Below are 26,605 nucleotides of genomic sequence, written 5' to 3'. Positions count from 1 at the left end.
GCATAACGCTGCCTAGCTGGAATGACAGAGGGTAATGCAAGAAATCAACGAACTGCCTGTCATTTCGTTTGGTTTTTTAATTCCAAGTATCTGTAAAATAGTAGGGGCAATGTCAGATAACCTTCCGTCTCTTAGTTTTAGATTATCGCAAGACACAATAAATGGCACTTTATTTAGAGTGTGTGCTGTATGAGGTGTATTATTTTCTTCATCGAACATACATTCCACGTTACCATGGTCTGCAGTAACAATTAATGCGGTGTTGCTTGACTTTTTAACAGCATTCAGCACTTTCGCAAGACAATCATCTACAGCTAGCACAGCTTTCTCGGCTGCTTTTATATTACCTGTATGCCCTACCATATCAGGATTAGCGTAATTTACAACTATCAGTGCGAATTCTTGGGAGTGAATTTTTTCTACAAGCTTTTCTGTGAGCTCGAAGGCTGACATTTCGGGCTGCAAATCGTAAGTTTGAACTTTTGGTGAGGGAATGAGTATTCTTTCTTCACCAGAGAAAGGTTCTTCTTTTCCACAATTGAAAAAGAAAGTCACATGAGCGTATTTCTCGGTTTCGGCGATACGTAATTGTCGTAATTTATTGTCTTCTATTGTTTGTCCTAGAGTATCAGCGAAAGAAGTAGGAGGAAAAATATAAGGAATTTTGAGATCTTCTTTATACTTCATCATACTTAAAATTGAAGAGAATTTTGCTACCTTAGCGTAATCTGTTTTGCCAAGCAAAATACTTGCTAATTGTATCATTCGATCAGCACGAAAGTTAGCCAACAGCACTCCATCTTCTGGTTTTATACCTTTATAATCACCTATTACTGCGGGCCTGATAAACTCATCAGTTATGTTATTTTGATAGTTATTCTCAATCAACGATACTGCATTATCATGACAAGGTGCCTTTGCAAATGCGATAGCCTCATAAGCTTCGATTGTTCTCTTCCACCTGTTGTCACGGTCCATAGCATAGTAACGCCCAGAAACAGTAGCAATTCTTGTGTCATTTCCCTTTATACTCTTTGTAAATTCTTGAATGCATTTTTTTCCTGAATTTGGCAATGTGTCTCTGCCATCTAAAAATGCATGTATCACCACTTTTATTCCATGCTGTGATATTTTATTTGCTAAAGTTGAAATATGCTTTTGATGCGAATGAACACCACCATCGGACACCAATCCCATTATATGGCATACTCCGTTCTTACTTTTTAGATCATTAATAAAACTTTGTAGATTTACATTGTTTTCTATTGTTCCAATCTCTTGATTAATGCGCTGAAGGCTTTGTATTACCACTCTACCACTGCCAATATTCATATGGCCAACTTCTGAGTTACCTATTTGACCACCAGGTAACCCCACATCAGCTCCACAGGCAGATAAACTGCATTTTGGATAATTAGAGCTAATATATTGCCAACAGGGTGGATTTGCGTTGCTGATAGCGTTGTATTTATTATTCTCTATTCCATTTCCCCAGCCATCTAGTATACATAAAACCACTGATTTAATGTTCATATAAAATCAACACTAGAATTTCACAGAGAAGAGCTCCCCGGGCCGGATTCGAACCAGCGACCAATTGGTTAACAGCCAACTGCTCTACCACTGAGCTACCGAGGAATAAACCGTTTTTAATTTACCATGTTGAACGTTGGTTGTAAACGTTTTTTGTGTAGACTTTAAGTCCAACTGACCCATAGAAACAAAAAAACTTACTTGACAAACTCCGCCAGCCCTCTTATCATGAGACTGAAGCTATTGTATTTGCTTTCGCCAATCTGCAGATTAAAAGGTAAGGATTACTTAATGTATCGGCGTCTTATGTTCAATTTTTTGCAGTATATAGATACTGTATGTCTTTACAAAACTTCATCTACATCTAGATTTTTATCTAAATAAGCTGAACGCGCTTATAAAGCGTTACAAGACATCAAAAAATGCCAATACTCGACAGAGATAGTAAAAGACTAGCTAACTCGGGGATTCTTTGTCTTTTTTTCTGCTTAGTAAATTTCTTAAACATTTGCAGCGTAGGTTAGTTGCAATTAAAAGCGGCTGAATCTCGCTTGTCAAGCGTTTAAAACATAAAAAACGCCAATATTTTAAAGCGGATAATAACCTCAGGGCTTCTTTTGCCTTTTTTTTCATTTAGTAAATTTCTTAAACATTTATAGCTAAACGACAACCGTCATCCCGCTGCTTGTTAGCGGCTGAGATACCGCGAATGAATCGCGGTATGACGGTTCGCAGAGGCATGACGGTTCGTGGCAGCACGATAAGCTCGTCATCCCGCTACGTGTTAGCGGGATCTCTTGTTAGCGCCGCGGCGGTATATTTGTCATCCCGCTAGCGGGATCTATGTTGAGAGATACCGCGAATGAATCGCGGTATGACGGTTTGTGGCGGTATGACGATAAGACACAAAGCCTAATGGAAAAAACTGCGAACGCCAGTGAAAAACATAGCAATTTTATTTTCATTTGCAGCTTTTATCACATCTTGATCTTTCAGCGAGCCGCCGGGCTGAATTATAGCTGTAATCTCATGTTTTGCACTTTCTACTATGCTATCTGGGAATGGAAAAAATGCATCTGAAGCAAGCACTGCACCTTTACATTTTTCACCTGCTTTTTTCACTGCAATGTTCACACTATCTATTCTGCTTGTTTGCCCTGCACCGATGCCAATAGCACAACCATCTTTTGCTATAACTATTGCGTTGGATTTCACATGCTTACATATTTTCCAGGCAAAAATAAGATCTTTTTTTTCTTTGTCTGTTGCAGTGCATTCTGTTACTTGTTCTGCTTTTATTGTGTGGTCATTATTTTCTTGCACCAAAAACCCACCAACAACATTTTTAGTTTGGTATTTCACATTTTGTTGAAAAGATTTATGAATAATCACTCTTAAATTTTTCTTTCTTTGTAAAATTTTTAGTGCCTCATTGTTTACCGATGGTGCTATCACTACTTCCAAAAATATCTCGTTTAATTTTTCTGCTAGCTTTAAATCTATCTCCCGGTTTAAGGCAACTATACCACCAAAACTGCTTACTTCATCGCACGATAGAGCTTTTTCATATGCCTCCAAAGCATTATTACCAATCGCAGCGCCACATGGGTTATTATGCTTGATTATCACTGCTGCAGGTTCTTCGAATTCAGAAGTTATGTTAAGTGCGGATTCTATATCTACTATATTATTATAACTCAACTCTTTTCCATGTAGTTTTTCCAACGGATATTCTGTAAATTGATTACTATAAAATGCAGCTTTTTGATGGGGATTTTCACCATACCTGAGTTCTTGTACTTTATGCCCGTATAGAGCAAAAAACTCTGGTAACTCATTATTTTTACTCTGGGATAAAAACCAACTGTGAATATTAGAATCGTAGTGTGCAGTGAGAGCAAATGCTTTGGTTGCTAAGTGTTTTCTATATTCCAATGTTGTTTTATTGTTATTTTCTATCATCTCAGCTTTCAGTGCTTCATAGTCTTGAATGCTAGAAATAACTGAAGTAAAACGAAAGTTTTTTGCTGCAGCTCTAATTAACGCCACTCCGCCGATATCAATTTGTTCTATAATTTGCTCTTCATTTGAGCCGCTACTTACTGTCTCCCAAAATGGGTATAGGTTAGTTATAAGCAGTTCTATTGGCTCAATACCTAGATTTTGTATTTCCGTTTTGTGTTTTTCTCTATTGCAAAGTATGCCTCCATGAATTTTAGGGTGTAAAGTTTTTACTCTACCACCCAGTATCTCTGGAAATTGTGTGTAATCTGAGACCTCTTGTGTTTTTATTCCTGCACTAGATAGCACTTTATAAGTATTGCCCGTTGAAAGAATTTCTATTTGTTGCTGCGTTAAAAACGATGCAAGATCAATTATATTCGTTTTATCGTATACTGATATTAAAGCTCTTTTTATTTTCATTTTTATATGGAAAGTTTTTTAAGATTATATCTAAGAAAAGGAAATTTAGCTATTACATTTCTACACTAATTTAAAGCAGCCTATTCTATAAATTTTTTTACCATGCTTGATTTCAAGCCACGAATAAAATCTTCAATACTGCAAGGATTTCTCCCTTCCATTTGTACAACTTTAGGAATTAAAGTGCCACCTTTTAAACTTATGTGCATATTATCGTTAACAATCTTACCTTGTTCTGAAGCGAGAGCTTCAAAGTCAGCATCAAGTATCCTGATACGTTTATTTTCTATCTTAATGAATGCTTTTGGGTAAAACGCTTTAACTTTTCTATAAGCAACTTCACAAGCATCACTTGCATAAATTTTATAGTCTTCCACTTTGTCAGCGTAACATGCATCGTTATCGTTCTGTTTTAAGGGAAGCTGTTTTTCAATTTCGTTTAGCACTTTCAGCAGTAAATCACTGCCTAGCTTAGATAATTTATCATGCAATGTCTTGTAATTATCGTTCTTTTCGATAAGAAATTTTTCCTGTTTTAAAATAGTGCCGGAATCTAATCCTTCATCCAATTGCATAATGCTAACCCCGGTTTCTTGATCTCCTGCTAAAATTGTGTGCTGTATCGGGGCTGCACCACGCCACCTTGGTAGTAATGAAGGATGAATATTAATACAACCATATTTAGGAATATTCAAAATTTCTCTTGGAAGTATCAATCCATACGCGGCAACAACCGCAACGTCTGGCTTGAAATTTCTAAATTTTTCTTGCTCTGCCGAGAACTTTAGAGAGATAGGAGTACATACCTCTATGTTACTTTCTTCAGCGATAACATGTACTGGAGATTTCGTTGGCTTCTGTCCACGCCTCGAAGGTTTTGGAGCCTTGGTGTATACTGCCACCACTTCGCTCTTTGATTTCAGTAACAAGCTCAGAGAATTAACAGCAAATCCTGGTGATCCCATGAAAATAATTCTCATGGTGTTTTTGCTTTAAGAATTCTCCGCTAATTTACCACTTACAGTTTCTACTAATTTGGCAAAATCATCCTTATAATTAACTGCCATCTCAGCAAGAATTTTTCTATTTAAATCAATGCCGGCAAGTGTAAGACCATGCATAAACCTACCATAAGTAAGCCCATGCTCTCTTGCTGCTGCATTAATACGTATTATCCATAAGCTACGGAAATCACGTTTACGGGTTCTTCTGTCTCTGTAAGCATATTGCAGTGCTTTTTCAACTCTTTGTAATGCAATTCTATAACAGCTTTTTGCACGCCCTCTATAACCCTTTGCCAGTTTCAATATTTTTTTATGACGAGCGTGAGTAGTGACTCCACGTTTTACCCGAGCCATTTTATTTTACCTCCATTTTGTTAAATACCGTAAGGCATATGAAGCTTAACTATACGCGAGTCAGATTTACCAAGAATCGTTGTACCGCGCTGATTACGAATATTAGATTTACTTCTCTTTACCATGCCATGCCTTTTGCCTGACTGAGTAGAAATAACTTTACCCTTAGCTGTAAGGTGAAAGCGCTTTTTCACAGAAGATTTGGTTTTTAATTTTATTTTCTTCATATTCCAAATAAATTTACAAGCACTACTATTGAGTTCTTTAATAGTAATTAAGCATTAGTATAAATAATTTTATTAAAGAATCAAATTAAAATTGTATATTAAAGGAGTTTAAAAGTAATTACGCCCAATATGTGTGTTATACCTTCTTTATTCCCAAGTGGCAACAATACTTGCCTCATTTTAACACTTTCACTTTCTTCCTCTTCATTGATCGGGCATTTACTCTCTATTACAGTATCAAGTTTATCAATAACTGCATCTATTTTATATAGTCGCAAAAATGGTGCATCAATTGCATACTTATTATCAATGCGCGTCTTTTTCTCAAAACCATAGAATTCAACAGCCTTTTCTCCTGCATTTTCACAAATATAACCTTGATCCTTGACTTCAATGACAAAACAATGCTGCCATGATTCCATTATTTCTGCAGTGTCTATTTCATGCCTTTCTGGCCAATCTCTGTCTGATCCTTTTATGTCATTCCAGTGTTGAGTCACCACATTTGCTATTCTTTTTTCTTTGCCTACATAAATTTCCATTCCAATTTCCACATATAAAACACAGATATGAGGTAAATTTATCGTGAATATATTGATTTTTTCTTACCACAAGGTGCATGTCACTAAAAGTTCTGAGATCTAGAGAGTGGTATTGATTTTATTTCCATTACAACTTATTATTTATAGATAACCTCAATAAAAACGATGAAGCTAAACGAAATCAGAGAAAGATTTATAAAATTTTTTGTAAATAATGACCACGAGCAGGTTTCTTCTTCTCCTTTGATTCCAGAACATGACCCAACGCTCATGTTCACAAATGCTGGTATGGTGCAGTTTAAAAATATTTTTACTGGTGCTCAAAAAACTGAAATGAAACGTGCTGTCTCAAGTCAAAAGTGCCTAAGAGCAGGCGGTAAACACAATGATCTGGAAAATGTTGGCTATACAACTCGGCATCACACATTTTTTGAAATGCTCGGAAATTTTAGCTTCGGTGATTACTTTAAGGAAACTGCGATAGAATTTGCGTGGGAATTTATCACTAAAGAGTTATCTCTTGATAAAAACAGACTATCCATAACCGTCTACCATACTGATGATGAGGCGTACGAGATTTGGCGTAAGATAAGTGGCTTTTCAAGTGATAAAATCATAAGAATTACAACGGATGATAACTTTTGGAGTATGGGAAGCACTGGTCCGTGCGGTCCATGTTCTGAAATTTTTTATGACCATGGGAGTCCTAATTTACAAGAGGGCGATAGAATTGTTGAAATCTGGAATCTGGTATTCATGGAGTTTAACAAAGATGAAGAAGGTAATTTACACAAATTGCCAAAAAAATGCATCGATACTGGAATGGGCCTTGAAAGAATAGCGGCTGTTATGCAAAACGTCCATGATAACTATGATATTGATCTATTTTCTGCTCTGATAAGTAAATCACAAGAGTACTGTGGAAGAACGGAAAATAAAATAGCGCATAAGATCATAGCAGATCATCTTCGCGCGGCTGCATTTCTCATCGCAGAAGGAGTGCTTCCTGGAAATGAGGGCAGGAATTACGTATTACGCAGATTAATTAGGAGAGCCACACGTTATATTCACCTGCTTGGATATAATGATTCCCTACTCCATCGTATTTTTCCAGTGTTGATAGATAGCACGAGTTCGGCTTATATGGGAGCTGAATTAGTCAGAGCTAAAAGCTTAATAGAAACGACGTTAAAATCAGAGGAAGAAAACTTTAAAGACACTTTGATGAAAGGTATCAATCTCCTGGAGAAATTCACTACAGATTTAAAATCGGGCGATACTTTGCCTGGAGAATCAGCGTTTAAGCTATATGACACCTACGGATTTCCTTTGGATATTACACTTGATATTTTAAAAGAGAAAAAAATAAATTTTGACCAGAAGGGTTTTGATGATGCAATGGGAGAACAAAAAGAGAGAGCACGTGCTAAATGGGCTGGATCTGGTGAAAAATCTGTTGAGCAAGTATGGTTTGATTTGATCAATAAATTTGGCAAAACAAAATTTGTTGGTTATGAGTTCAATGAAGTAAGTGATGCGAAAATACTAGCTATAGTTTCCTCTAAAAATGAAGTAATTGATTCTGCAAAGGAGGGAGAAAAGATAACCATTATACTTGATAAAACACCTTTTTATGGCGAGTCAGGTGGACAAGTGGGAGATACTGGCAGTCTGATCAAATCTGATAGAAGTATTATTATAGTCGAGAATACCAATAAGGTTAATGACCTATATTTGCACAGATGCATAGTTAAGTTCGGTTCAATTTGTAAAGGTAACACAGTTGCAGCAAGCATTGACAAGGAAAGAAGGCAAACCTTAAGAAGAAATCATTCAGCTACACATCTTCTGCACTTTACACTCAGAAAAATTCTAGGTGATCATGTCACTCAAAAAGGTTCCCTAGTTGCACCAGATAGAATGAGATTCGACTTCAGCCATAACACTCAAATGACTCAAGATCAGTTGTTTTGGGTAGAGGATATGGTAAACTCTCTAATCAGAGAAAATCTTTCCGCATCTACAAAAATTCAAAGCATGAATCAGGCAATAGACGAAGGAGCTATGGCGTTATTCGGTGAAAAATATGGCAACCAAGTAAGAGTAGTGAAGATTGGAGATTCAAGGGAACTGTGTGGTGGCACACACGTTGAACATACTGGAGAAATTGGTTTGTTTAAGATAGTAACAGAGAGTTCTGTTGCTTTTGGAGTGAGGAGAATTGAAGCTTTAACTGGTCAGGAAGCAATCAATTATGTACGTGATAATGAAATTAACTTAAAAAAAGTTGCAGAATTCGTAAAAGCGCCAGTGAGTGAAATAACAAGCAGATTAAGTATTTTAAGTCAAGAACACAAAAAATCCGAAACCAAAATAAAAAACCTATATAAAAAGCTTGTGAGTGCAGAGAATATAAAAAGCACCGAAATAAATGGAATAAATTTTATAAGCCACACTTTCACTGATATTCCAGCAAATGTAATAAGAGAGTTTGTTTTGCAGCAACAAAAACCAAAAACGGTAATAGCTTTTACGGCAACAGAAAAAGATAAAACAGTCTTGATTATTAAAGTAAGTAAAGACTTAATCAATAAGATTAGCGCAAAAGAACTAATATCCATAGCAGTTAAAAAGAACTGTGGTGGGAATGCTGAACTTGCACAAACAGGCTGTGATAGCAATAAAATAGATGATGCCATTACAGCCATTTATAGCAAAATAACAGCTTCTAAGCACTCTACGTCATACCACCACGAACCGTCATACCGCCGCGGCGCTAACAAGCAGCGGGATACTTAACCATCGTCTACACCGTCATACCGCGATTCATTCGCGGTATCTCTTAGCATAGATCCCGCTAACAGGTAGCGGGATGACGGTTGTCAGGCTAGCTGTCATCCAAGTAGCTCGACTACTTGGATCCAGGAAAAAGAATGGTGTCATGAAAGTAGCTGACACTGATTCCTTTATGATGGTGTCATCCCAGTGCCCAGACACTGGGATCCAGGAAACTTAATTGCAAGTAATGCATTGGATTTGGTGAGTATGGGTTTTGCGTTATAGAATGAAGCACTTTTGGTGAATTTATAAAGAAAGCTGGATCCCAGTGTCAAGCACCGGGATGACAAGGTATAAACCTTATCTTCATGCCGCCGCGAACCGTCATACCGCGATTCATTCGCGGTATCTCAGCCGCTAACAAGAGATCCCGCTAACAAGTAGCGGGATGACGGTTGTCGTTCAGCCACAAACATTAAGAAATTTACCAAATGAAAAAAAAGGCAAAAGAAGCCCCGTGGTTATTATCCGCTTTAAAATATTGGCGTTTTTTATGTTTTAAACGCTTGACAAGCGAAATTCAGCTGCTTTTAATTGCAACTAACTTACGCTGCAAACGTTTAAGAAATTTACTAAGCAGAAAAAAAGACAAAGAATCCCCGAGTTAGCTAGTCTTTTACTATCTCTGTCGAGTATTGGCATTTTTTGATGTCTTGTAACGCTTTATAAGCGCGTTCAGCTTATTTAGATAAAAATCTAGATGTAGATGAAGTTTTGTAAAGACATACAGTATCTATATACTGCAAAAAATTGAACATAAGACGCCGATACATTAAGTAATCCTTACCTTTTAATCTGCAGATTGGCGAAAGCAAATACAATAGCTTCAGTTTCATGATAAGGGGGCTAGCGGAGTTTGTCAAGGAATTCTTATTAAAACTAAAGAGCTCAAATGAAAGGAGGTAAACTCTAAAGTATACATTTAGTAGCGCTTTCTATGAGAGAAATCGTATTACCTATTCCGTAAAGCTTTATGAAAGATCCCATTCTTGGACCGGTTTTTTGGCCAAGTAACGTTTCATATAATAGCTGAAACCAGTCACGTAAGTTGGTGTAATCATATTTTTTTCCAATAGAAAATACCTGAGATTGAATTTCTTCAGCAGTAGCAGTTGTAGATAGAGAATGTAAAGTGTCCTTCAAATCTAGTAACGCTGCTTTTTCTTTTTCATTTGGAGTTTTATATGATTTTGTTGGCTTGATAAAATCGTGATAATACTTTACTGCAAAGTCTGAAAGTCTATCAAGCATTTTATTATTTTCTGGTGTAACGTTTGGTGCATAAGAGGATATAAAACCCCATAGGATCTCTTTGTTTTCAGCATTACAAGCTGCTGCTAGGTTTAAAAGTAGTGAGAAATTTATGCCTGAAGTTTCTATACTGGGAACATTGCCCTGGTGAATGTGCCAAGCAGGATTATTTATATCCTTTTCTTTGTTCTCATGATAACGCTTTACAAATTCTAAATATTCATCAGTTGATTTTGGTATCACATCAAAATATAAACGTTTAGCTTTTTTAGGACTCTGAAAAATGTACAATGCTAAGCTCTCTGTTGGTGCGTAAGTTAGCCACTCTTCAATTGAAATGCCATTTCCTTTTGATTTTGATATTTTCTTTCCTTCTTTATCAAGGAAAAGCTCGTAGCAAAACAGAAGTGGTGGCTTTTCTCCAAGTATTTCACATATTTGACTTGAAAGCACAGCAGATGGAGTTAAATCTTTTCCGTGAGCTTCGTAATTTACTCCAAATGCGGCCCACCTCATTCCCCAATCAGGTTTCCATTGCAGTTTACATTTTCCTTTTGTCACTGGAACTTCTATTTTTTCCCCGTTTGGGTCTTCATATGTGATTGTTCCTTTCTCTGTATTTGTTTCAATTACTGGAACTTGTAAAACTTGAGAAGTTTTTGGGCATATTGGCAAGAATGGACTATAAGTCTGCTGTCTTTCTTCCCGAAATGATGGAAGCATTACGTCCATCACTTTATCATAATTTTTCAGTAAGAGTAAAAGTTTTTCATCGTAAACGCCAGATTTATAACACTCTGTTGCACTCCTGAACTCGTATTCAAATTCAAACATATCAAGAAATTTACACAACAATGAATTCATATGATGACCATAACTCTGATGAGTGCCAAATGGATCAGGTATCATAGTCAATGGTTTATTTAAGTGCTCTCTTAGCATCTCTTGATTTGGCACATTATCTGGTATTTTTCGCAAACCATCCATATCATCTGAAACTGCAATGATTTTGGTTTTTATACCAGGAGCTATTTTTTTTAATGCATTTACAATAACTGTAGTGCGGAAAACCTCTCCAAAGGTTCCTATGTGGGGTAAACCAGAGGGTCCATAACCAGTTTCAAATATTATTTCTTTTTTATTAGGAAACTCTTGCAATATTTTTTCTGCTTCTTGAAATGGCCAATTTGTCATTATCGGGATTAAATAATGTATCTTAACTTAAAGTGCTACTAGTTTCAATGGATTTTTAATATAATGATATAGTATTAGTGTTAGAGCTATTATTAGAAGGTTAAAGATATGTCCACAGGTAGTATACAAACAGATCAATTATTTAAAGGTCTTACAAGACCTGCAATGCTCTTTGGTGTGAGTTATATGTTTGCAATATTAAACGTCCTGATTTGCATGCTAATTTTCATTAATTCAAATGATTTAAGAGTGGTTCTCTTAATGTTACCAGGTATACATGGACTTGGTTATATAGCTTCTGCAAAAGAACCGTTGTTTATTGAATTATTTATGGTAAAATTGGGAAAGTGCTCGAAATGTTTAAATCGTTTTTACCATGGAGCCAATTCTTATGATATTGCTTAACGTTGTGTGATGCTGAGGTTTAGGGCTATTCAATCAAAGAATAAATCTACTCTGAACAGGGAAGTTCACGCTGCTGAATTTATTCCTTATTCTTGCTATTGGAATAGCACAACCTTGATGACAAAAGAAAATTGGTTGGTTAAGGTTATAAAATTAAGTGGTTTTGCATTTGAAACTGCCGATGACGAGGATTTAGTCATACAGAACAACATCAGGAATCAGATGCTAAGAAGCATTTCATCTCCGGCATTTAGTTTGTATTTTCATACTATCAGACGTAAGAAAAATATTTTTTCTGATGAATTTGCAAGTCAAGGTTTGCCGAATTTTTTCGCTAATCACGTAAATCTAAAATGGAGAGAAAAACACGCAACAAGGCAATCATTTATTAATGACCTATACATTACGATTATCCGTAGAGCGGACACAAAAGGAGTAGAATTTTTGTCACATCTACTAAAAAAATTCGGACATGTAACTTCAAAACATGCTTGGGAAAGTGATATACGTGCCACGTATGAAGATTTAGAGGAAACGACAAATCGTGTAGTGACAAGCCTTAGAAATTATTCGCCTAAAATTCTTGGAGTAAAAGAAACTCCAGATGGTTTGTTCTGCGAAATAATGGAGTTTCTATCTAGAATCGTAAATTGTGGATTCGTTACAAATACGCTTTTTCCGCTAAGAACTGAAATATCAAGGTACTTACCAGTACATAGGTTATTCTTTGGCCGTAAGATGATACAGGTTGTGACTCATAATGAGAGTAAATATGCTGGAATAATTAGTATCAAAGAATATGGAAATCATACTTCTGCAGGAATGCTTGATTCGTTTTTACAACTTCCTTACGAGTTTATAATTACGCAATCTTTTCAATTTATAAACAGGCAAATGGCGATTGGAAAAATGCAGATACAGCAAAATCGAATGATACAGTCTGCAGATAAAGCTATTTCTCAAATAGCAGAAATTTCTCAAGCGCTTGATGACGCAATGAGTGGTAAGATTGCGTTTGGTCAACATCACCTGACTATTTTATGTATAGAAAAAAGTCCTAAATCATTGGATAACGCTCTGTCGTTGGTAGAATCAGAGCTTTCTAATTGCGGTGTTTACCCTATACGTGAGAGAGTTAACCTTGAACCAGCATTTTGGGCGCAAATTCCTGGTAATTTCGATTATATAGTGAGAAAAGCTACAATAAGTAGTCTTAATTTGGCTGGATTTGCATCTCAACATAATTATCCTACTGGTAATAAATTCAATAACCACTGGGGAGATGCCGTTACAGTTTTTGACACGACATCTGGTACTCCATTTTTTTTCAACTTTCATATAAGGGATGTTGGACACACTATGATAATTGGCCCAACTGGTGCTGGTAAAACTGTTTTAATGAATTTCCTGTGTGCCCAAGCGATGAAGTTTTCTCCAAGGATATTCTTTTTTGATAAAGATCGCGGTGCAGAGATTTTCTTAATAGCACTTAGTGGTATCTATACTGTAATAGAACCAAGAACTAAAACAAATTTTAATCCTTTACAACTTGATGATACCTCTGATAATAGAACATTTTTAATGGAGTGGATAAAGTCTTTAATTTCGGTATATAATGATAAATTTACTTCAGAAGATATTGCACGAATTAATGATGCAATTGAAGGAAATTTTAAATTAAGAAAAGAAGACAGATTCTTGAGAAACCTCGTACCGTTTTTAGGGCTTGCAGGTCCTGATACTCTAGCTGGGGCAATATCTATGTGGCATGATAATGGTTCTCATGCTGCAATATTTGACAATAAAGAAGATTTGCTAGATTTTTCACGAGCAAGAGTATTTGGTTTTGAGATGGCTAGCTTGCTCAAAGATCCTGTTGCTCTTGGACCGGTCTTGATTTATTTATTTCATAGGATTAGTATATCTCTTGATGGCACTCCATCTATTATCGTTCTTGATGAGGCATGGGCGTTAATAGATAATCCAGTTTTTGCACCCAAGATAAAAGACTGGTTGAAGGTACTGAGAAAACTAAATGCTTTTGTGATTTTTGCTACTCAGAGTGTTGAGGATGCAAGTAAAAGTACTATTAGCGATACGCTTGTACAACAAACAGCGACACAGATTTTTTTACCAAATCTGAAAGCTACTAGTGTCTATCGGGATGTTTTTATGTTAACTGAACGTGAATATATATTAATTAAGCACACAGATCCGAGTACTAGATTCTTTTTGGTGAAACAAGGAGTCAATGCTGTAGTAGCTAGAATAGACTTAAAAGGCCTGGATGATATAATCAACGTATTATCCGGACGTGCAGAAAGTGTTCTATTGTTACACGATATATTAAATGAAGTTGGGGACAACCCAAAAGTATGGTTGCCTATATTTTATCAGAAGGTAAAAAATGTTTAAGACTAAGCTGTCATTGCTATTAATTGCGATATTTTTACTAAATATAGACTTTTTACTCTCATATCCAGTGCTTGCAGATGGAGTAAGTGGTACTGACAAGACAGAATTTGTTAGCAGATTTAATTCCACTGGCAGTTTTAGTCGTGCCTCTAATCCTGATTGTGGAGCGTTTAAAACAGCTGCAGCACTTGCTGGAATAGCGATTGCTGTTGGCGCAATATTTACTGGCATTGTTTTGATCGTTTCTTCTGCTGGTTTGTTTACCGCTCTTGTTATTGTTGGAATGATAGCTGCAATTGTTGGAGTCTGGAAAGCGATAGGAGGGCTTGTTGTTTGTGAACATAGTTTTGTTAAACACCCAGTTGCACGTGATCATGATGGAAAATACAAAAATTTTAAATTAGAAGACACAGGTTATAGTGGCTGCACCAATGAAAATTACCAAACAGAAGAGGAATATTTTTCTTGTTTGCAAAATAAAGCTCGGGAAGACGTGAACAAAAAAGATTATGACGGGAAAAGAGCAGAAAAAGAAGCCTTAAATTCTAACGTTCAGGAGAGTACAGAGAGTTATTACTGGCCAAAAAATGGTGTGCAATACAGTGAATATATAGAAGTATGTCATCGAAACCCTTTAACTTTTGGTAATCTTTTTAATAAGGTAGACTTTAATTCCAGAGGAAAACCTGGATACATAGACTTTGATGTCAGGGAGAAAGACACTGGATACGTAGATGGGTCATGGTCCTCGAAGGTTGATGGTGGTCTGGAATGTAGAGTTCTCAAAGCAGGACAGAGCGAACCCATACATGGAGCTACATTCAAAGCAGTGAGAAAAACGGGCAGATTATGTGTGGAGTTAGCCAGTGTTAGCATGCTTGGTATCGAAATGACTCCTTGGCCGCAAGGGGTTGATATGGGGTGCACGGAATTGCCACCTGACCCACTTGCTCCTATGTGTGAAAAATCTGTGATGATATTCAAAAATAAAGATGGTACAGGAGAGGAAAAAGTTCCTATTGGTAATAATGATGACTATAAAACTATTATCAGATCTAAAGAAAAAAGACTCAACGGACAAGGGGGGAAAATTTTTGTAGGTTATGATAATGCTGGCTGTTTTAGCTCGTATGTTTCTGAAGCTTGTTATAACCAGGCAGGGAGTAAATCATTAGCTCCTATTCCCGTAACTTCTATGATAGTGCAATGCATTAAGGAATCGTTAGATAATTTAGTTGCAGGTAAAGGTGCACCAAATGGTGAGAGTTTTATATCTGTAGCACAGAAAAGGCTGAAAAACACTGTAACTGCTGTTTTAGTTTTAGCTTTAATACTGTTCTCTATAAAAGCCATGTCTGGTGGAGTTCAGAGGCCTCAAGAAATGTATATGTTGATCATAAAATTCGCTTTAGTGATTTACTTCACAACAGGCAGTACCATGTCTCATTATTATGGAGAATTAACTCGTCTCTCAAATGGTTTGTCAGAGATAGTGCTAAAAGCATCATCTGAAAGTAAAGGCATATGTAATTATAAAGCAGGTACAGATTATGAATATACTCGTGCAGGAAAGAGGGTATCTTACAGTTATCTTGCACCTTGGGATAGGCTTGATTGTAGAATTTTATTTTATTTAGGTGCCCCTTTAGATGGAATTGGTGGCAAAATTGGTACTGGAGGTGTTGCAACGTTAGCAGTCTTGCTTGGTGCTGCTCCTGTCTTATTAGTTGCAGGTTCGGTAATCGGTATTATTTTTGCTGGTGGACAAATTTTAGTAGCTCTTGTCTGTATATTTATGGCCGTTCTGATGATGATGGTTATTTTGTGGCTGTGCTATGTATTTATTTTATCTCTAGTTGCTTTAAGTGTAATCATCATTTTATCACCTTTGTTCATTCCTATGGTTTTATTCCAACACACCAAAGGATATTTTGAAGGCTGGGTGAAAGAGTTGATTACCTATAGCTTATACCCGGTTATCCTTTTTGCGTTTTTGTCCTTTATGTTCATAGCATGTGATAAAATCTATTTTAAAAATTTAAATTTTGAACTGGACGAGTCATATAAAAATGAACAACCGGACAAGTCATATGAAAAGAAACAAGCAGAAATCTCATATAGTAAGAAAAAACAGTGGTTTAAATTGAAAGATGGGGAATGTGATAAAAATGAAACTACTCTTGCATGTATGATGCAAAATTATAGCTTTAAAAAGAGCAGCATACTTGGTCTATTCGACTTTACATACATGGAGTTTGGCAGCTCTCTCATCGGAGAATTATTAAAATTGTGTTTAGTATTATTCCTCTTTTACCACTTTTTAAACATTCTTCCTGGCATGGCTGCTGAACTTGCTGGTAACCATAGAGCAGCACTTGGCTCAGGTCAGACACCTGGACAAATAGTGGGCAAAGCTTTATCTGCTGCCAAAGCTGCTGCTGGGGGTGTTGCTGGAGTTGCTGGTGCTGCTGCTAAGAAGTTGAGTGGTGGAGACAAGAGTAAATCTCGAGGTTCTGGTTCTAGTAGCTCCGAGAGTGTTAACAAAAGCACTGAATGAGTTGGATTTATGCTAAAATTTTTGCTGATAATACCGTTTTTTTTTCTGTCAGGCTGCGGGGAACATCACTGTATTAAGCCAGAAAATTTATCAGGTTTGCGTGAAAAACTAGATATAGTGTCAACAGAGCAGAAATGGGTTGATTCTGGTGTTAATATCTCAGATAGAATAAGAGTAACAGAGATTGATATAGTGCCTAGTAAGGTTAATTTTTGTCCTAAGCAGTATGCAGATTTTGCAATTGGGCCTGGGAGAAATGACGTTGCATTACCATTTGCACTTAAAAAAGGCGATACGATAAGCTTTAGTGTGATTGGAAGTAAAGTGTGTAAAGATAAAGAGAGTGAGACAAAAATCAGGTATTTGAAAATCGACGAAAAGTGTAGCGAGCAAGAAACGGAACATTTTGCACATGTTTTAAATCAAGAGAAATGCCAAGGTGGCAAGGATGGGATATGTCCTAATAAATATATAATAGGCGATGCGCAATGGTTGAGTGGAAGAGAGTACTGGTTTTCGAAGTTAGATCAAGATGAAAGAAAAAAGGAAATTGAAAATATTATTAACTCTATAAAACAAGGAGAGAATATAGATTGCAGTAAGCTTTCAGAGAGCAGTGCAAGTAAGATAGATACGCACATTTTAAATTCACTCTGTAGACGTATATGTAAATTTTCTTCTGGTCGTAGAGGCGAGGATTGCGTGTATATTGAATATAATAATATAGAAATTGAGCTATTCAATGCTTTAAATTCTAGTGGTGAATCTGTTGTTGCTGAAATTATTAGTAACGTATTAAAGGGAAAACAGGTAAAAACTGACATTACATTTCTAAAAGTTGGTATGGATAATGAAACTCTTGAACACATTCCAGGTGGTGGTTTATGTACTAGTTGTGATCATAAGATGGAGAATGACCATCAAATACCAAGTTTAACTTTTAGTCTATGTAGCAGAAATGACAAGAGCTGCTACAATACAAATGACAAAGGCGGGTTCAACATAAGAGTAACGAAGAACCATAGTCTGGAAAATAGCTTGTATATAAGTGTTTCCGATAAATTCCCTGAGCATAAGCCTGGTGAAAATCAAGCGGATATATCTGTAGATATCAGCAAAGTTCATGACATGGAAAACTTGAAAGGAAAATTAAAAGACAAAACAGGCACCATATATTACGGAATAAGAGACCATGGCTGCGATTACAAAAATGAAGGTCAATTTAGTATTAACCTAACAACTAAAGAGCCACCTACAAAAACTTTTAGTGCAATATATAATTTCTTTGATGAAAAAGTGAAAACTGCATTTTTCGGCTCTAATTATAAAGACCCTAACGCAATTCACTCTGATACTAGTCCTGTAAAGTCTCTTTACGAAAGTTTTATAAAATCAAGCAGAACAAATACCATTAGATCTACTATAATATCACTATTAGTACTATATATAATCTTATATACTCTTTATTACTTTTTTGGATTAACTCATATTTCTATATATGAGTTTTTAATTATATGCGTAAAGATAGGAATCATCGCCCAGCTATTGCAGGATAATAGCTGGGACTTTTTTTATAACAACGCATTCTCTATATTTATTAACACTCCAAAACAACTAATAGAAATAGCAAATTTTAGAGGCACTACTTCAAATGTTTTTGAGTTTCTTGATTTGCCGCTCAATAGGTTCTTGTCATCGCATTCAGTATTGTTAATAGTATCTCTTATATTTTCTGGCCCTTTGGGCATTGTATCTTTTTGCTTGGTGGTTTGGGGTTTAATCACAGTGAGCTTATCTATTTTTAATGCCTTATTTTCTTTTATTACATCTATAGCAATAGTTGCGTTATTGCTTTCTTTAGCACCTATTTTTATTATTTGTCTTTTATTTGCGTATACTAGGCAGATGTTTCACAACTGGGTTAAAAATTTAGCAAGATTTGCGATTCATCCAGTAGTGCTTTTAATTTTTATATCACTGATAAGCCAGGTTATGGATTATATTGTGTATTCAGTATTTGATTTTGAGGTCTGCTCTACATGTATACTTAATATTAACTTAAAGATTTTTAACCCTTGTATTTTTTATGGTTATGCTTCCAAATATACACCTAATATTACCGCTATGATGGCTTTTGTTATTTTGGGACACGCTATGAAAGCTTTAGTTGAAGCTTCTTCGACAATATCTGACTCGTTGTTTGGTGCTTATGTAGCAAGCGAACCTGGAAGACAGTATCAACAAAGCTTAATGGGAACAGTAGGGTTAGATGAACAAAGCGTTCAAAGAAGAGAAAGAGGAGGTGCTTCTCAACAGTCAGGTACGTCAAGACCTCAAATACCACAAGGGACTCAAAGGTCAACGCCTCAGATACCACCACCAGGAAGACAGCAATGATAAGTAAAAGATCACTATTGTTGATACTGTGTCTTGCAATCACTGGTTGTAACATGGATTGTGTCGAACCTGGGTTGCAGAGCAGAAACACTAGTGTTAACGTGGATGTTCCAGTTCATAAAGCTGGTGAAGAAGTTAAAATTCATTGGGTTGATTCTGGTCAAGTAATTATTAAGGGTGAGGAAATCAAATTCACCCTCGATGGATCAGTAAATTTTTGCCCTTTTAAAGAAGACAAAAATCCAAGGAAAGTACTTGTGCCAGCTAGCTTTTGTGCTGATGGCTCAGAACCAAATTATAGTAAAGCTGCAAATATTAACGATGTGCCTAATAATTATGGCGTTGATGAAAAAGGCGTAAATAAAAACGAATTGTGCGGTGGTAAAGGATTTGGCAGCAATAGACGTTATGTAGACACTGGAATTAAAGTAAATCCTGGTGATAAGTTAAGCTTTAGCTTAGTTCCCAGAAAAATAACAATTGATTATGACAATCCAGGAGGGAAAGGTATCAGCTTTGATGACGATTGTTATAGAGCTGAAGAAGGAGGTGAAAAAGTGTCAGAAAGTGAAATATTGAATGTTAGCAAGCAAGAGGGAGAGGAATTTTTTTGTGAGGGCAAGGATGGAAAGAGAAATAAAATAAAATTTTTACCTCTTGATAAAACAAAAGCAAAGGAAAGCAAAGTGCTAGTTGGCAATGGGTACACTCCATATGATAATAAGGTACATTTTAATAAAGGTTATGTTAAAAACAACGAACCATGGATACATGGCTCGCTGTTCGATTTACGCCGAGTTAAAATAGGATTGAATGAGTTATGTGATGGAAAAAACTGTAGTTTGGATGAGAAAAAAAAGTACAGTTCTTATGAGCTTAATTGTTACTATCAGAATATATGCTATACTAGAAAAGGTATATGGAGCTATGATTCAGGTCGAGCAGGAGAACGGAACTGTGTCTCCTCTATAAGGTATAAGAAGTACGATAAAGGAAATAAATGTGATATGTATTCTTATCTAGAAAAAATGGAAGGGAATGTTAAAGCAGGTAGTTTTACTGAAGATGATAAATCTTGGGCTGAGGCTCTTGTTGCAAAAATTGGTGATCTTGGTGATCAAGATACTGATAAAGGTATGCAATGTCTTCCAGATAATGAAGTAGGTGCAAGAAAGGATAATGTGTGTTCGCAAATTAGTGACAATTTCGAGGATTTTTCTCTGAAATTAAATAGTGACTATGCAGTAAATGACAATGTAAAATATGGTAGTAGTGTGATGCTTGCTATAGCAGATTATGGTTACTATGGAGCTAATAGGGGCGGGTACCATGTTAAAGTGACTAGATCGTGTGAATATATCAATGGTGAAAAACTGTATGTGTATTTGGGTGATAACCCGCCAGGGGATCCATCTGCTCCAAAGACTAATGATTTCAAAAAAGTAGAGCACTTAGATAAAACAAAGGATAAGGTATATTATATAATAGATGGAGGTCTTTTAACAGATGAATGCAAAGACAAAAAACCTATAACAGATGAATGCAAACCTAAGAAGATATATTTCGGCATCAATGTAAGCAACGTAGAGAAAGATGACATTACGGACAAAAATGGCAAATATTACGAAAACAATAAGTATAGTGTAACTTTATTTGTCAAAAGAAAAATTAATGATTTTATTTCATCGAATGTAAACGGGGTATTTAAATTTATAAAAGAAGAAGTAATTGGGGACAGCGTTAAAGATTCATACAAAGGATATGCAAGAGGTCTTCTTCAGGGGGTAAGAGCTTTACTTACTCTATACGTTATATTTACTGTCATTGGCTATATGCTTGGAACAATACAGCTAAGTAAATTTGATTTCATTGTAAGAATGTTCAAGATAGCATTTATAGCTTTTGCCTTTAGCGATAGAAGCTGGGAACTTTTTGGTACAACTTTATCCAGACTTTTTATAGATGGTAGCACTTATTTGGTTGATAGCTTTTCTGGCTATATAGGGGAAGGGGGGAGAAAATTTGCATTCTTAGACTTGACAGCAGGAGTATTATTCACAGCAGAAACTTGGTTAAAGTTTTTATCATTGATGCTCTCTGGTCCTTTTGGCTTTATTGCATTTTTGGCAATACTCTACGCTACTTTTATGTTCTTAAAATGCATTATTAGCGCTACGTTTAAATATGTAATATCTACTGTTCTAGTGGCGTTTTTACTGTCATTAACACCTTTATTTATCGTATTTATTCTATTTCAAAAGACTAAACCCTTGTTTGATAATTGGATAAAAACGTTGGCTCATGTTTCATTAGAACCAGTCATTTTATTTTCATTTTTATCTCTTTTAAATCAGTTGATGTATTCAGTTTTATATAACCTCACAAATTTTTCTGCATGCTATCAATGTTTAATTAGCGTAAATTTCTTATCGTATGATCTGTGCTTGATGAAATCAATACTGCCTCTTGGATACAGTCCTGGCACTAGCGTTGATGTTGCACTCAGTACCGGAGAAAGGGCTAGTGGACACTTTGCAGCATTACCTATAGACCTAATCCAGGCGTTTATATACCTCATTATTGCCGGTGCAATGGAAGCTTTTGTTTCTATATCGGAAACTATGGTACAAACACTATTTAGCTCTGGTTATGGAGTTACTGGCGGTGTTGGTACAGTTGCTAAGAGCGCATCGCAAGCTATGCTGTCAACCGTTGGCCTTGATGATAAGACCCAAAGTATGATACAGAGTATCAAGCAGAAAATGAGTAAAGATCGGGGAAAAATTGAGGCTAAATTACCTAACACGCCAAAGCAACCAGACAAAAAAGAAGATTCTAAAGGAAGTTCTGATGAAACAACGAGTGATAGACCTAAAACATTAAAACAATCAGATCAGCAAAAAAATTCTGATGAAACAATAAGAAGTGATCCTAGTGCTAAAGCTAAAAACAAGGAAGAAAATGGAGAGGAGTAAGATATAAATGATATTATGGAGTAACTAATTAAAAAGATATTTTAAGTAAAGTTTTAGAAATTTATTCTGTATTTGGAAAAAGTTTAGATATGCAATCACGTTTAGGCAAATGTTGGTTTAGGGTATTACTTCTTGCAGCTTATGTGCTGATCACAGGTTGTAGTAAAAACGATATGCCTTTTCCAAGGTGTATATCTGCTGACTATTTTGGTCCTAAACCTATTGCAGTAAGCGCTCATTTTTCAAGCGACCACGATGCGTTTATTCCAGGAGATGGAGAAGTTATTGATCCTGAAACTGGCGAAATTAATTATGGTTTTCACCATAACCAAGTGGTGAAGTGGGAGGATACCGGACTCGAAACCAATGGAGATAGTTTAAAAGTGCGAGTTAATGGTGCATGGACATCTTGGAGTAATAATAACAAGAAGGAATCTAAAAAAGGCAGTTATACCTTACAAAGCTTGGAGCAGTTAAAATATGCAACTAAATTTGAAGGTAAACAAAGTGATAATAGTTTACCTAATTTTCACTTAGTTTGTAATGATTATAAACCTAGCATACAAAAATTTTCAAGTAAGCCTAATGCAAGTTGCACTGTAAATTGCAAGTGCATTAATGAAGATGATAGTGCAAATACAGTATCACGTGGTGCTCCATGTTGGTTTACCAACGGTCATGGTGCTTATCTTTTGTTTCAAACGGGGAAAGATGATACTAACGAAAATCTAAAGTTAATGCGCGATCCTCAATATCCTACTGTACATCTAGGTTATAACTCCACAGCAGAGGGCGACAATGGATTTTTTACTTTAGACAGAGATAACACTAAATTAAAGGACAGAAATTGTAATGAGTTGAAGTTAAAAAAGGGATGGAAAATATATGTAAAAATATTAGATAGATATTACTTAGATAATGTAGGTGGCTACTCTTTTGAGTTCTTAAGTGGAGTGCAGCAGCCAAGTAGTTTTGGGTTTTTTGATTACATTTATAACTATCTAAAATGTGTATTATTGATTAACGAAAATTGCAAAGAACATTTTAATAGCAATGATCCTGCAGTTGCACAAGCTATGTTCGAAAATATAGCTGAAAAAAGTACGAGCTTTCACAATTTTGTTCTTTCCTTGCTTGTTCTATTTGTAATGATTTCATCGCTTCTTTATCTTTTTGGCATGATACGAGAAACTAAGCATGATATGCTCATCAGAATGATGAAAATCACTCTAGTAATAGTGCTTATATCTCCTGGAAGTTTTAGATTTTTCTATGATCATTTTCTTGTTTTATTCGTTAAAGGTCTTGAACAATTGATAAGTGTAATTACTAACTTTGCTCCCAACATGAACACCGGAAGTATTGCTCAAGGAGATGAAGCTAAGTTGTTTAGCTTCATGGAGGACATGTTCAATAAATTTTTTGCTTATTCTGTTTGGAAAAAGTTTGCAGCGTTTTTACATTACCAAATGTGGGCAAGCCTTCTTATGATACCGGCAATTTTCATAGGGATTGTACTATACTTCTTGTTGTGCTTGTATGCTTACATAATATTTCTCTCTGGCTTTATGGGTATAGCTTTTCTTATAGCTATCATGCCACTGTTTCTAATTTCTATTTTATTTTCACCGCTGAAAAGTCTATTTGAAGGTTGGATAAAATTCTGCATCAGTTTTTGTTTACAATCGATTATGATATTTACTCTCTTGTCATTGTTGGCTTCAATGATAATGAACACCTTTTATAGACAACTAGGTTTTACTGTATGCTACAATAAATGGTTCGAGGTAAAGTTATGTGCTCCAAAATGGGTGTTTGGCGGTTTTTGTATCGTTGATAAGCAGTACTTTGGTTGGACCCCAGGGCAAATTTTTGTACCTTACACTCTTGGAGAAGCTTCTTCTCTTAACATAGATAAAAGTATAGAAGGTATAGAAAAGATAAGCAGAGAAGGTGGTACAATAAAATTTACTGGTGGTGCTGGATATATCCCGCTTCCACCAGATTACCCTAAAGATAAAAATGGTGAACATATAAAAGGGTTTCGTTATATAGATTATCCTTTCTTTAATCCAATTCCTGGAACTAAAGATAATCCAGCAGACCACTATATTGCAGAAAGTGATATGGTAGTTAGTAATGGCTGTAGTGAAAAAGATCTAGTGCGCTTAACAAATAGTTTATCTCATGCATCAGAGAGGGCTGACATTATATTACTGATCAACAATATAGAGAAAAGGATAGGTGATGTTAGTGAAATAATAAAACGCTACTGTCAAGATATAAATAAATGCAATAGTTATAGGGAAATAATTAATGAAATAAGATCTTTAGTGCGGAGTGCGGTAGAAAAACAAGGTTGTAGAATACTGAAACTTCATGATTTATATAAGGATCCCAACAGTGAATACTGTCAGAAATGTAAAGATTGTGAGGATTGCAAAAATTATCAAGAAAATAGCGATTACCAAAGGGTGCAAGACATACAGAGAGGTTATTTAATCAATGCAGGGGAAATCTTTATACTATTCTTGCTTTCATTTTTAATGTTCTCCTTACGCACGTTCGTACAACAAATGGGCTCAAGTATCGCTGGTGGTGGATTCAGCGTTTACAATATATCTAGTATGTATCAGGCATCGCCTTTGACTGGCATAATGGAAGGATTCAAACAGCAGTGGCAAAATTTTGCTGGTAGAGGACTTGAGTCTTTAGGCAGTTGGGCTACTCATTTACCGGATAGATTAGCCGGAGGTGCAGCTAATCTGCTGGGGAGAGTACCAAGAGTTGGAGGAGTGCTGAAATACGCTATTGATGTGCCACGTAAATTTGTAGGTGCTACTATTGAAGCAACGAAGTTTGCAACATCGCCTGAAAATGATGTTGATAAGCTCGAGGAAAAAATTTACAGGGCATTTGGAGTTGATAAGGAAGATATTACACACAGAAGGATCGGTAAATATTTAGATTATTATAAAGGATACGTAGGATCACATTTGGGCTATACAATAGAAGATGCTATGAAGTTTACTTGGGAGCATGGTCTTGACTCTATAGGAAAGCATGGCTATGACCATAACCTACTCTATAGAGCAAAAGAATATAGGCGAGATTTCTTAGAGAAGCTTCATGATTACACTATCGGCCGTAAGAGAGAACCAGAAAAAGACAATCCTGATCAATCAAATAAGGTAGAACGAGAGTTAGGCACGGAACTAGTAAGAGATAACCATGATCAGCCACTAGAAGAAGGCGACCCTCTTCGACTACGAGGGGGAGGTCAGCCAGATAAGGTAGTACGAGAACTAAGCACAGAACAAGAAGACAAGCCTAATCAACTACAGCATGATCAGCCAACAGAAGAAGATAAGCCTGATCAATCAAATGAAGTGACACGAAATTTAGGCACGGAACCAAAAGGTTCAGATGAAATTGATGATTTTGGATCTGCTTTTGAAGGTATGGAAAAACGTGCTGAAAGAGAAGGCAGAAGAAATCAAGATAAAGTTTACAACCTCTCACCACTTTTTGAAATGAACACTCCAGAAGCTGTAGAAAAACGTGCTGAAAGAGCTAGAAGAAAAGAAGAAAGAGATCGAAAAGACGAAGTTTATAATCTTAAGCCTTTATTTAAAGAACCAAAAAATCCAGAAGAGTACGTTAAGGCACTTTTTGAAATGAATACCCAGGAAGCTATAAAAAAACGTGCTGAAAGAGAGGAAAAAAGAAATCGAGAAGACAGTAAAAGGAAATTACCGGAACCAATGAGGAAACCAGATGCAAAAGGAGATGAGAAGAGGATTGAAGATGAAGACTAATAAAAATTTCAAAGGCCTTGATTATTATAAATTGCAGCAAGACAAAGATGGCAACATAAAGTTAAATGACTACGACGACATTTTAAATGCGCGTAGGGCAAGGGTAGACTTGTTGCGGGATAACACATCACTTGACAAGGATGTCAATTTTGCTAAATTGAATAAAGCTTTGAGTGAGAAATTTGTAGATAATCATAGTTTATTGTCTGAATTTGATAAGGAAGACAAAGAGATTGTACAAGAAAGGATTAAGGTGTTTAGTATTTTAGAAAGTCTTGAAGACCTTAAAAGCGTGAAAAGTGAAGATCTGTTAGAGGTTAGCTTACTGCTGTCAGATCTTAGCTTCATAGAGAGAAATGTTGTACTAAATACCGATCAGAATTCTGATCTAGCAGGATTTAAAAACCTATTTATTGAAAAAAAAGCATCTGGTGAAGAGTATAGTGAAGAAGAATGTAGAGGCTTTCTTGATAATATAGATAAAATCAATACTATAATTAAGTTAGAGTTAGAAAGCAGAATTGAAGGGCTAAATCATGATGAAAAAAATGATCATGATGATTTACAAGATGAGATTGGTCAAGCAATTAATGCAGCAGGCAAATCAGAAAAAGATAACTGATGAGTCTTGTGTTTGTGTTTTTCTTACAAGCGACTCGATAGCTTCTCTC

General features: G+C 35.9%; 16 protein-coding genes and 1 tRNA gene. 9 read left to right on the top strand and 8 right to left on the bottom strand.

The features are described from left to right. Positions 1-12: 12 nt before the first annotated feature. The 7 genes from gpmI to ACQH3L_RS05940 all read right to left on the bottom strand — a co-directional run bounded on the left by gpmI (position 13) and on the right by ACQH3L_RS05940 (position 6,084). Positions 13-1,533: a 2,3-bisphosphoglycerate-independent phosphoglycerate mutase gene (gene gpmI / locus ACQH3L_RS05970; protein ID WP_425384770.1), complete on the bottom strand. Its 1,521-nt coding sequence runs from the start codon at positions 1,531-1,533 to the stop codon at positions 13-15. A gap of 33 nt (positions 1,534-1,566) precedes the next feature. Beyond that, positions 1,567-1,638, bottom strand: a tRNA-Asn gene (locus tag ACQH3L_RS05965). A gap of 807 nt (positions 1,639-2,445) precedes the next feature. Then, positions 2,446-3,957, bottom strand: a complete 1,512-nt coding sequence (gene purH / locus ACQH3L_RS05960; protein WP_010082407.1) for a bifunctional phosphoribosylaminoimidazolecarboxamide formyltransferase/IMP cyclohydrolase — start codon at positions 3,955-3,957, stop codon at positions 2,446-2,448. Between the two features lie 80 nt (positions 3,958-4,037). Continuing rightward, positions 4,038-4,937: a methionyl-tRNA formyltransferase gene (fmt, locus tag ACQH3L_RS05955; protein WP_425384769.1), complete on the bottom strand. Its 900-nt coding sequence runs from the start codon at positions 4,935-4,937 to the stop codon at positions 4,038-4,040. Between the two features lie 12 nt (positions 4,938-4,949). Further along, the gene (gene rplT, locus ACQH3L_RS05950; protein ID WP_006279340.1) at positions 4,950-5,315 is read right to left on the bottom strand and encodes a 50S ribosomal protein L20; all 366 of its coding nucleotides are present in this window, start codon (positions 5,313-5,315) and stop codon (positions 4,950-4,952) included. Positions 5,316-5,335: 20 nt separating this feature from the next. Beyond that, positions 5,336-5,542, bottom strand: coding sequence for a 50S ribosomal protein L35 (gene rpmI / locus ACQH3L_RS05945; RefSeq protein WP_007548610.1), 207 nt, complete (start codon positions 5,540-5,542; stop codon positions 5,336-5,338). A gap of 98 nt (positions 5,543-5,640) precedes the next feature. Next, on the bottom strand, positions 5,641-6,084 hold the full coding sequence (locus tag ACQH3L_RS05940; protein WP_010962890.1) for a PAS domain-containing protein: 444 nt from the start codon (positions 6,082-6,084) through the stop codon (positions 5,641-5,643). A gap of 165 nt (positions 6,085-6,249) precedes the next feature. Between ACQH3L_RS05940 and alaS the strand changes: the two genes are divergently transcribed. Both alaS and ACQH3L_RS05930 read left to right on the top strand, forming a co-directional pair. Further along, positions 6,250-8,883: an alanine--tRNA ligase gene (gene alaS, locus ACQH3L_RS05935; RefSeq protein WP_425384768.1), complete on the top strand. Its 2,634-nt coding sequence runs from the start codon at positions 6,250-6,252 to the stop codon at positions 8,881-8,883. Between the two features lie 73 nt (positions 8,884-8,956). Continuing rightward, on the top strand, positions 8,957-9,100 hold the full coding sequence (locus ACQH3L_RS05930; protein ID WP_153801319.1) for a hypothetical protein: 144 nt from the start codon (positions 8,957-8,959) through the stop codon (positions 9,098-9,100). Between the two features lie 731 nt (positions 9,101-9,831). Here the strand turns inward: ACQH3L_RS05930 and ACQH3L_RS05925 are convergent. Continuing rightward, positions 9,832-11,367 (bottom strand): lysine--tRNA ligase, encoded by a 1,536-nt coding sequence (locus tag ACQH3L_RS05925; protein ID WP_010082403.1) that lies wholly within the window; start codon positions 11,365-11,367, stop codon positions 9,832-9,834. Between the two features lie 108 nt (positions 11,368-11,475). Here ACQH3L_RS05925 and ACQH3L_RS05920 point away from each other — a divergent pair, with 108 nt between their 5' ends. The 7 genes from ACQH3L_RS05920 to ACQH3L_RS05890 all read left to right on the top strand — a co-directional run bounded on the left by ACQH3L_RS05920 (position 11,476) and on the right by ACQH3L_RS05890 (position 26,556). Beyond that, entirely contained in the window at positions 11,476-11,772 is a 297-nt protein-coding gene (locus ACQH3L_RS05920; protein WP_425384767.1) for a type IV secretion system protein VirB3, read from the top strand. Between the two features lie 9 nt (positions 11,773-11,781). Next, positions 11,782-14,187: a VirB4 family type IV secretion/conjugal transfer ATPase gene (locus ACQH3L_RS05915; RefSeq protein ID WP_425384766.1), complete on the top strand. Its 2,406-nt coding sequence runs from the start codon at positions 11,782-11,784 to the stop codon at positions 14,185-14,187. Continuing rightward, positions 14,180-16,744, top strand: coding sequence for a type IV secretion system protein (locus ACQH3L_RS05910; RefSeq protein WP_010082423.1), 2,565 nt, complete (start codon positions 14,180-14,182; stop codon positions 16,742-16,744). Before ACQH3L_RS05915 ends, ACQH3L_RS05910 begins: the two co-directional genes overlap by 8 nt. A gap of 9 nt (positions 16,745-16,753) precedes the next feature. After that, the gene (locus tag ACQH3L_RS05905; RefSeq protein ID WP_425384765.1) at positions 16,754-19,141 is read left to right on the top strand and encodes a type IV secretion system protein; all 2,388 of its coding nucleotides are present in this window, start codon (positions 16,754-16,756) and stop codon (positions 19,139-19,141) included. Beyond that, entirely contained in the window at positions 19,138-22,116 is a 2,979-nt protein-coding gene (locus ACQH3L_RS05900) for a type IV secretion system protein (protein ID WP_425384764.1), read from the top strand. The genes ACQH3L_RS05905 and ACQH3L_RS05900 overlap by 4 nt, the downstream gene beginning before the upstream one ends. Before the next feature lie 89 nt (positions 22,117-22,205). Beyond that, entirely contained in the window at positions 22,206-25,934 is a 3,729-nt protein-coding gene (locus ACQH3L_RS05895; RefSeq protein ID WP_425384763.1) for a type IV secretion system protein, read from the top strand. Further along, the gene (locus ACQH3L_RS05890; RefSeq protein WP_010082417.1) at positions 25,924-26,556 is read left to right on the top strand and encodes a WD_0853 family protein; all 633 of its coding nucleotides are present in this window, start codon (positions 25,924-25,926) and stop codon (positions 26,554-26,556) included. Before ACQH3L_RS05895 ends, ACQH3L_RS05890 begins: the two co-directional genes overlap by 11 nt. Positions 26,557-26,605: the final 49 nt, after the last annotated feature.

It is taken from the genome of Wolbachia endosymbiont (group A) of Sturmia bella (genome assembly GCF_964030905.1).
In the GTDB taxonomy this organism is placed as follows: Bacteria; Pseudomonadota; Alphaproteobacteria; order Rickettsiales; family Anaplasmataceae; genus Wolbachia; species Wolbachia pipientis.
This window is presented reverse-complemented; position numbering and strand designations above follow the sequence as displayed.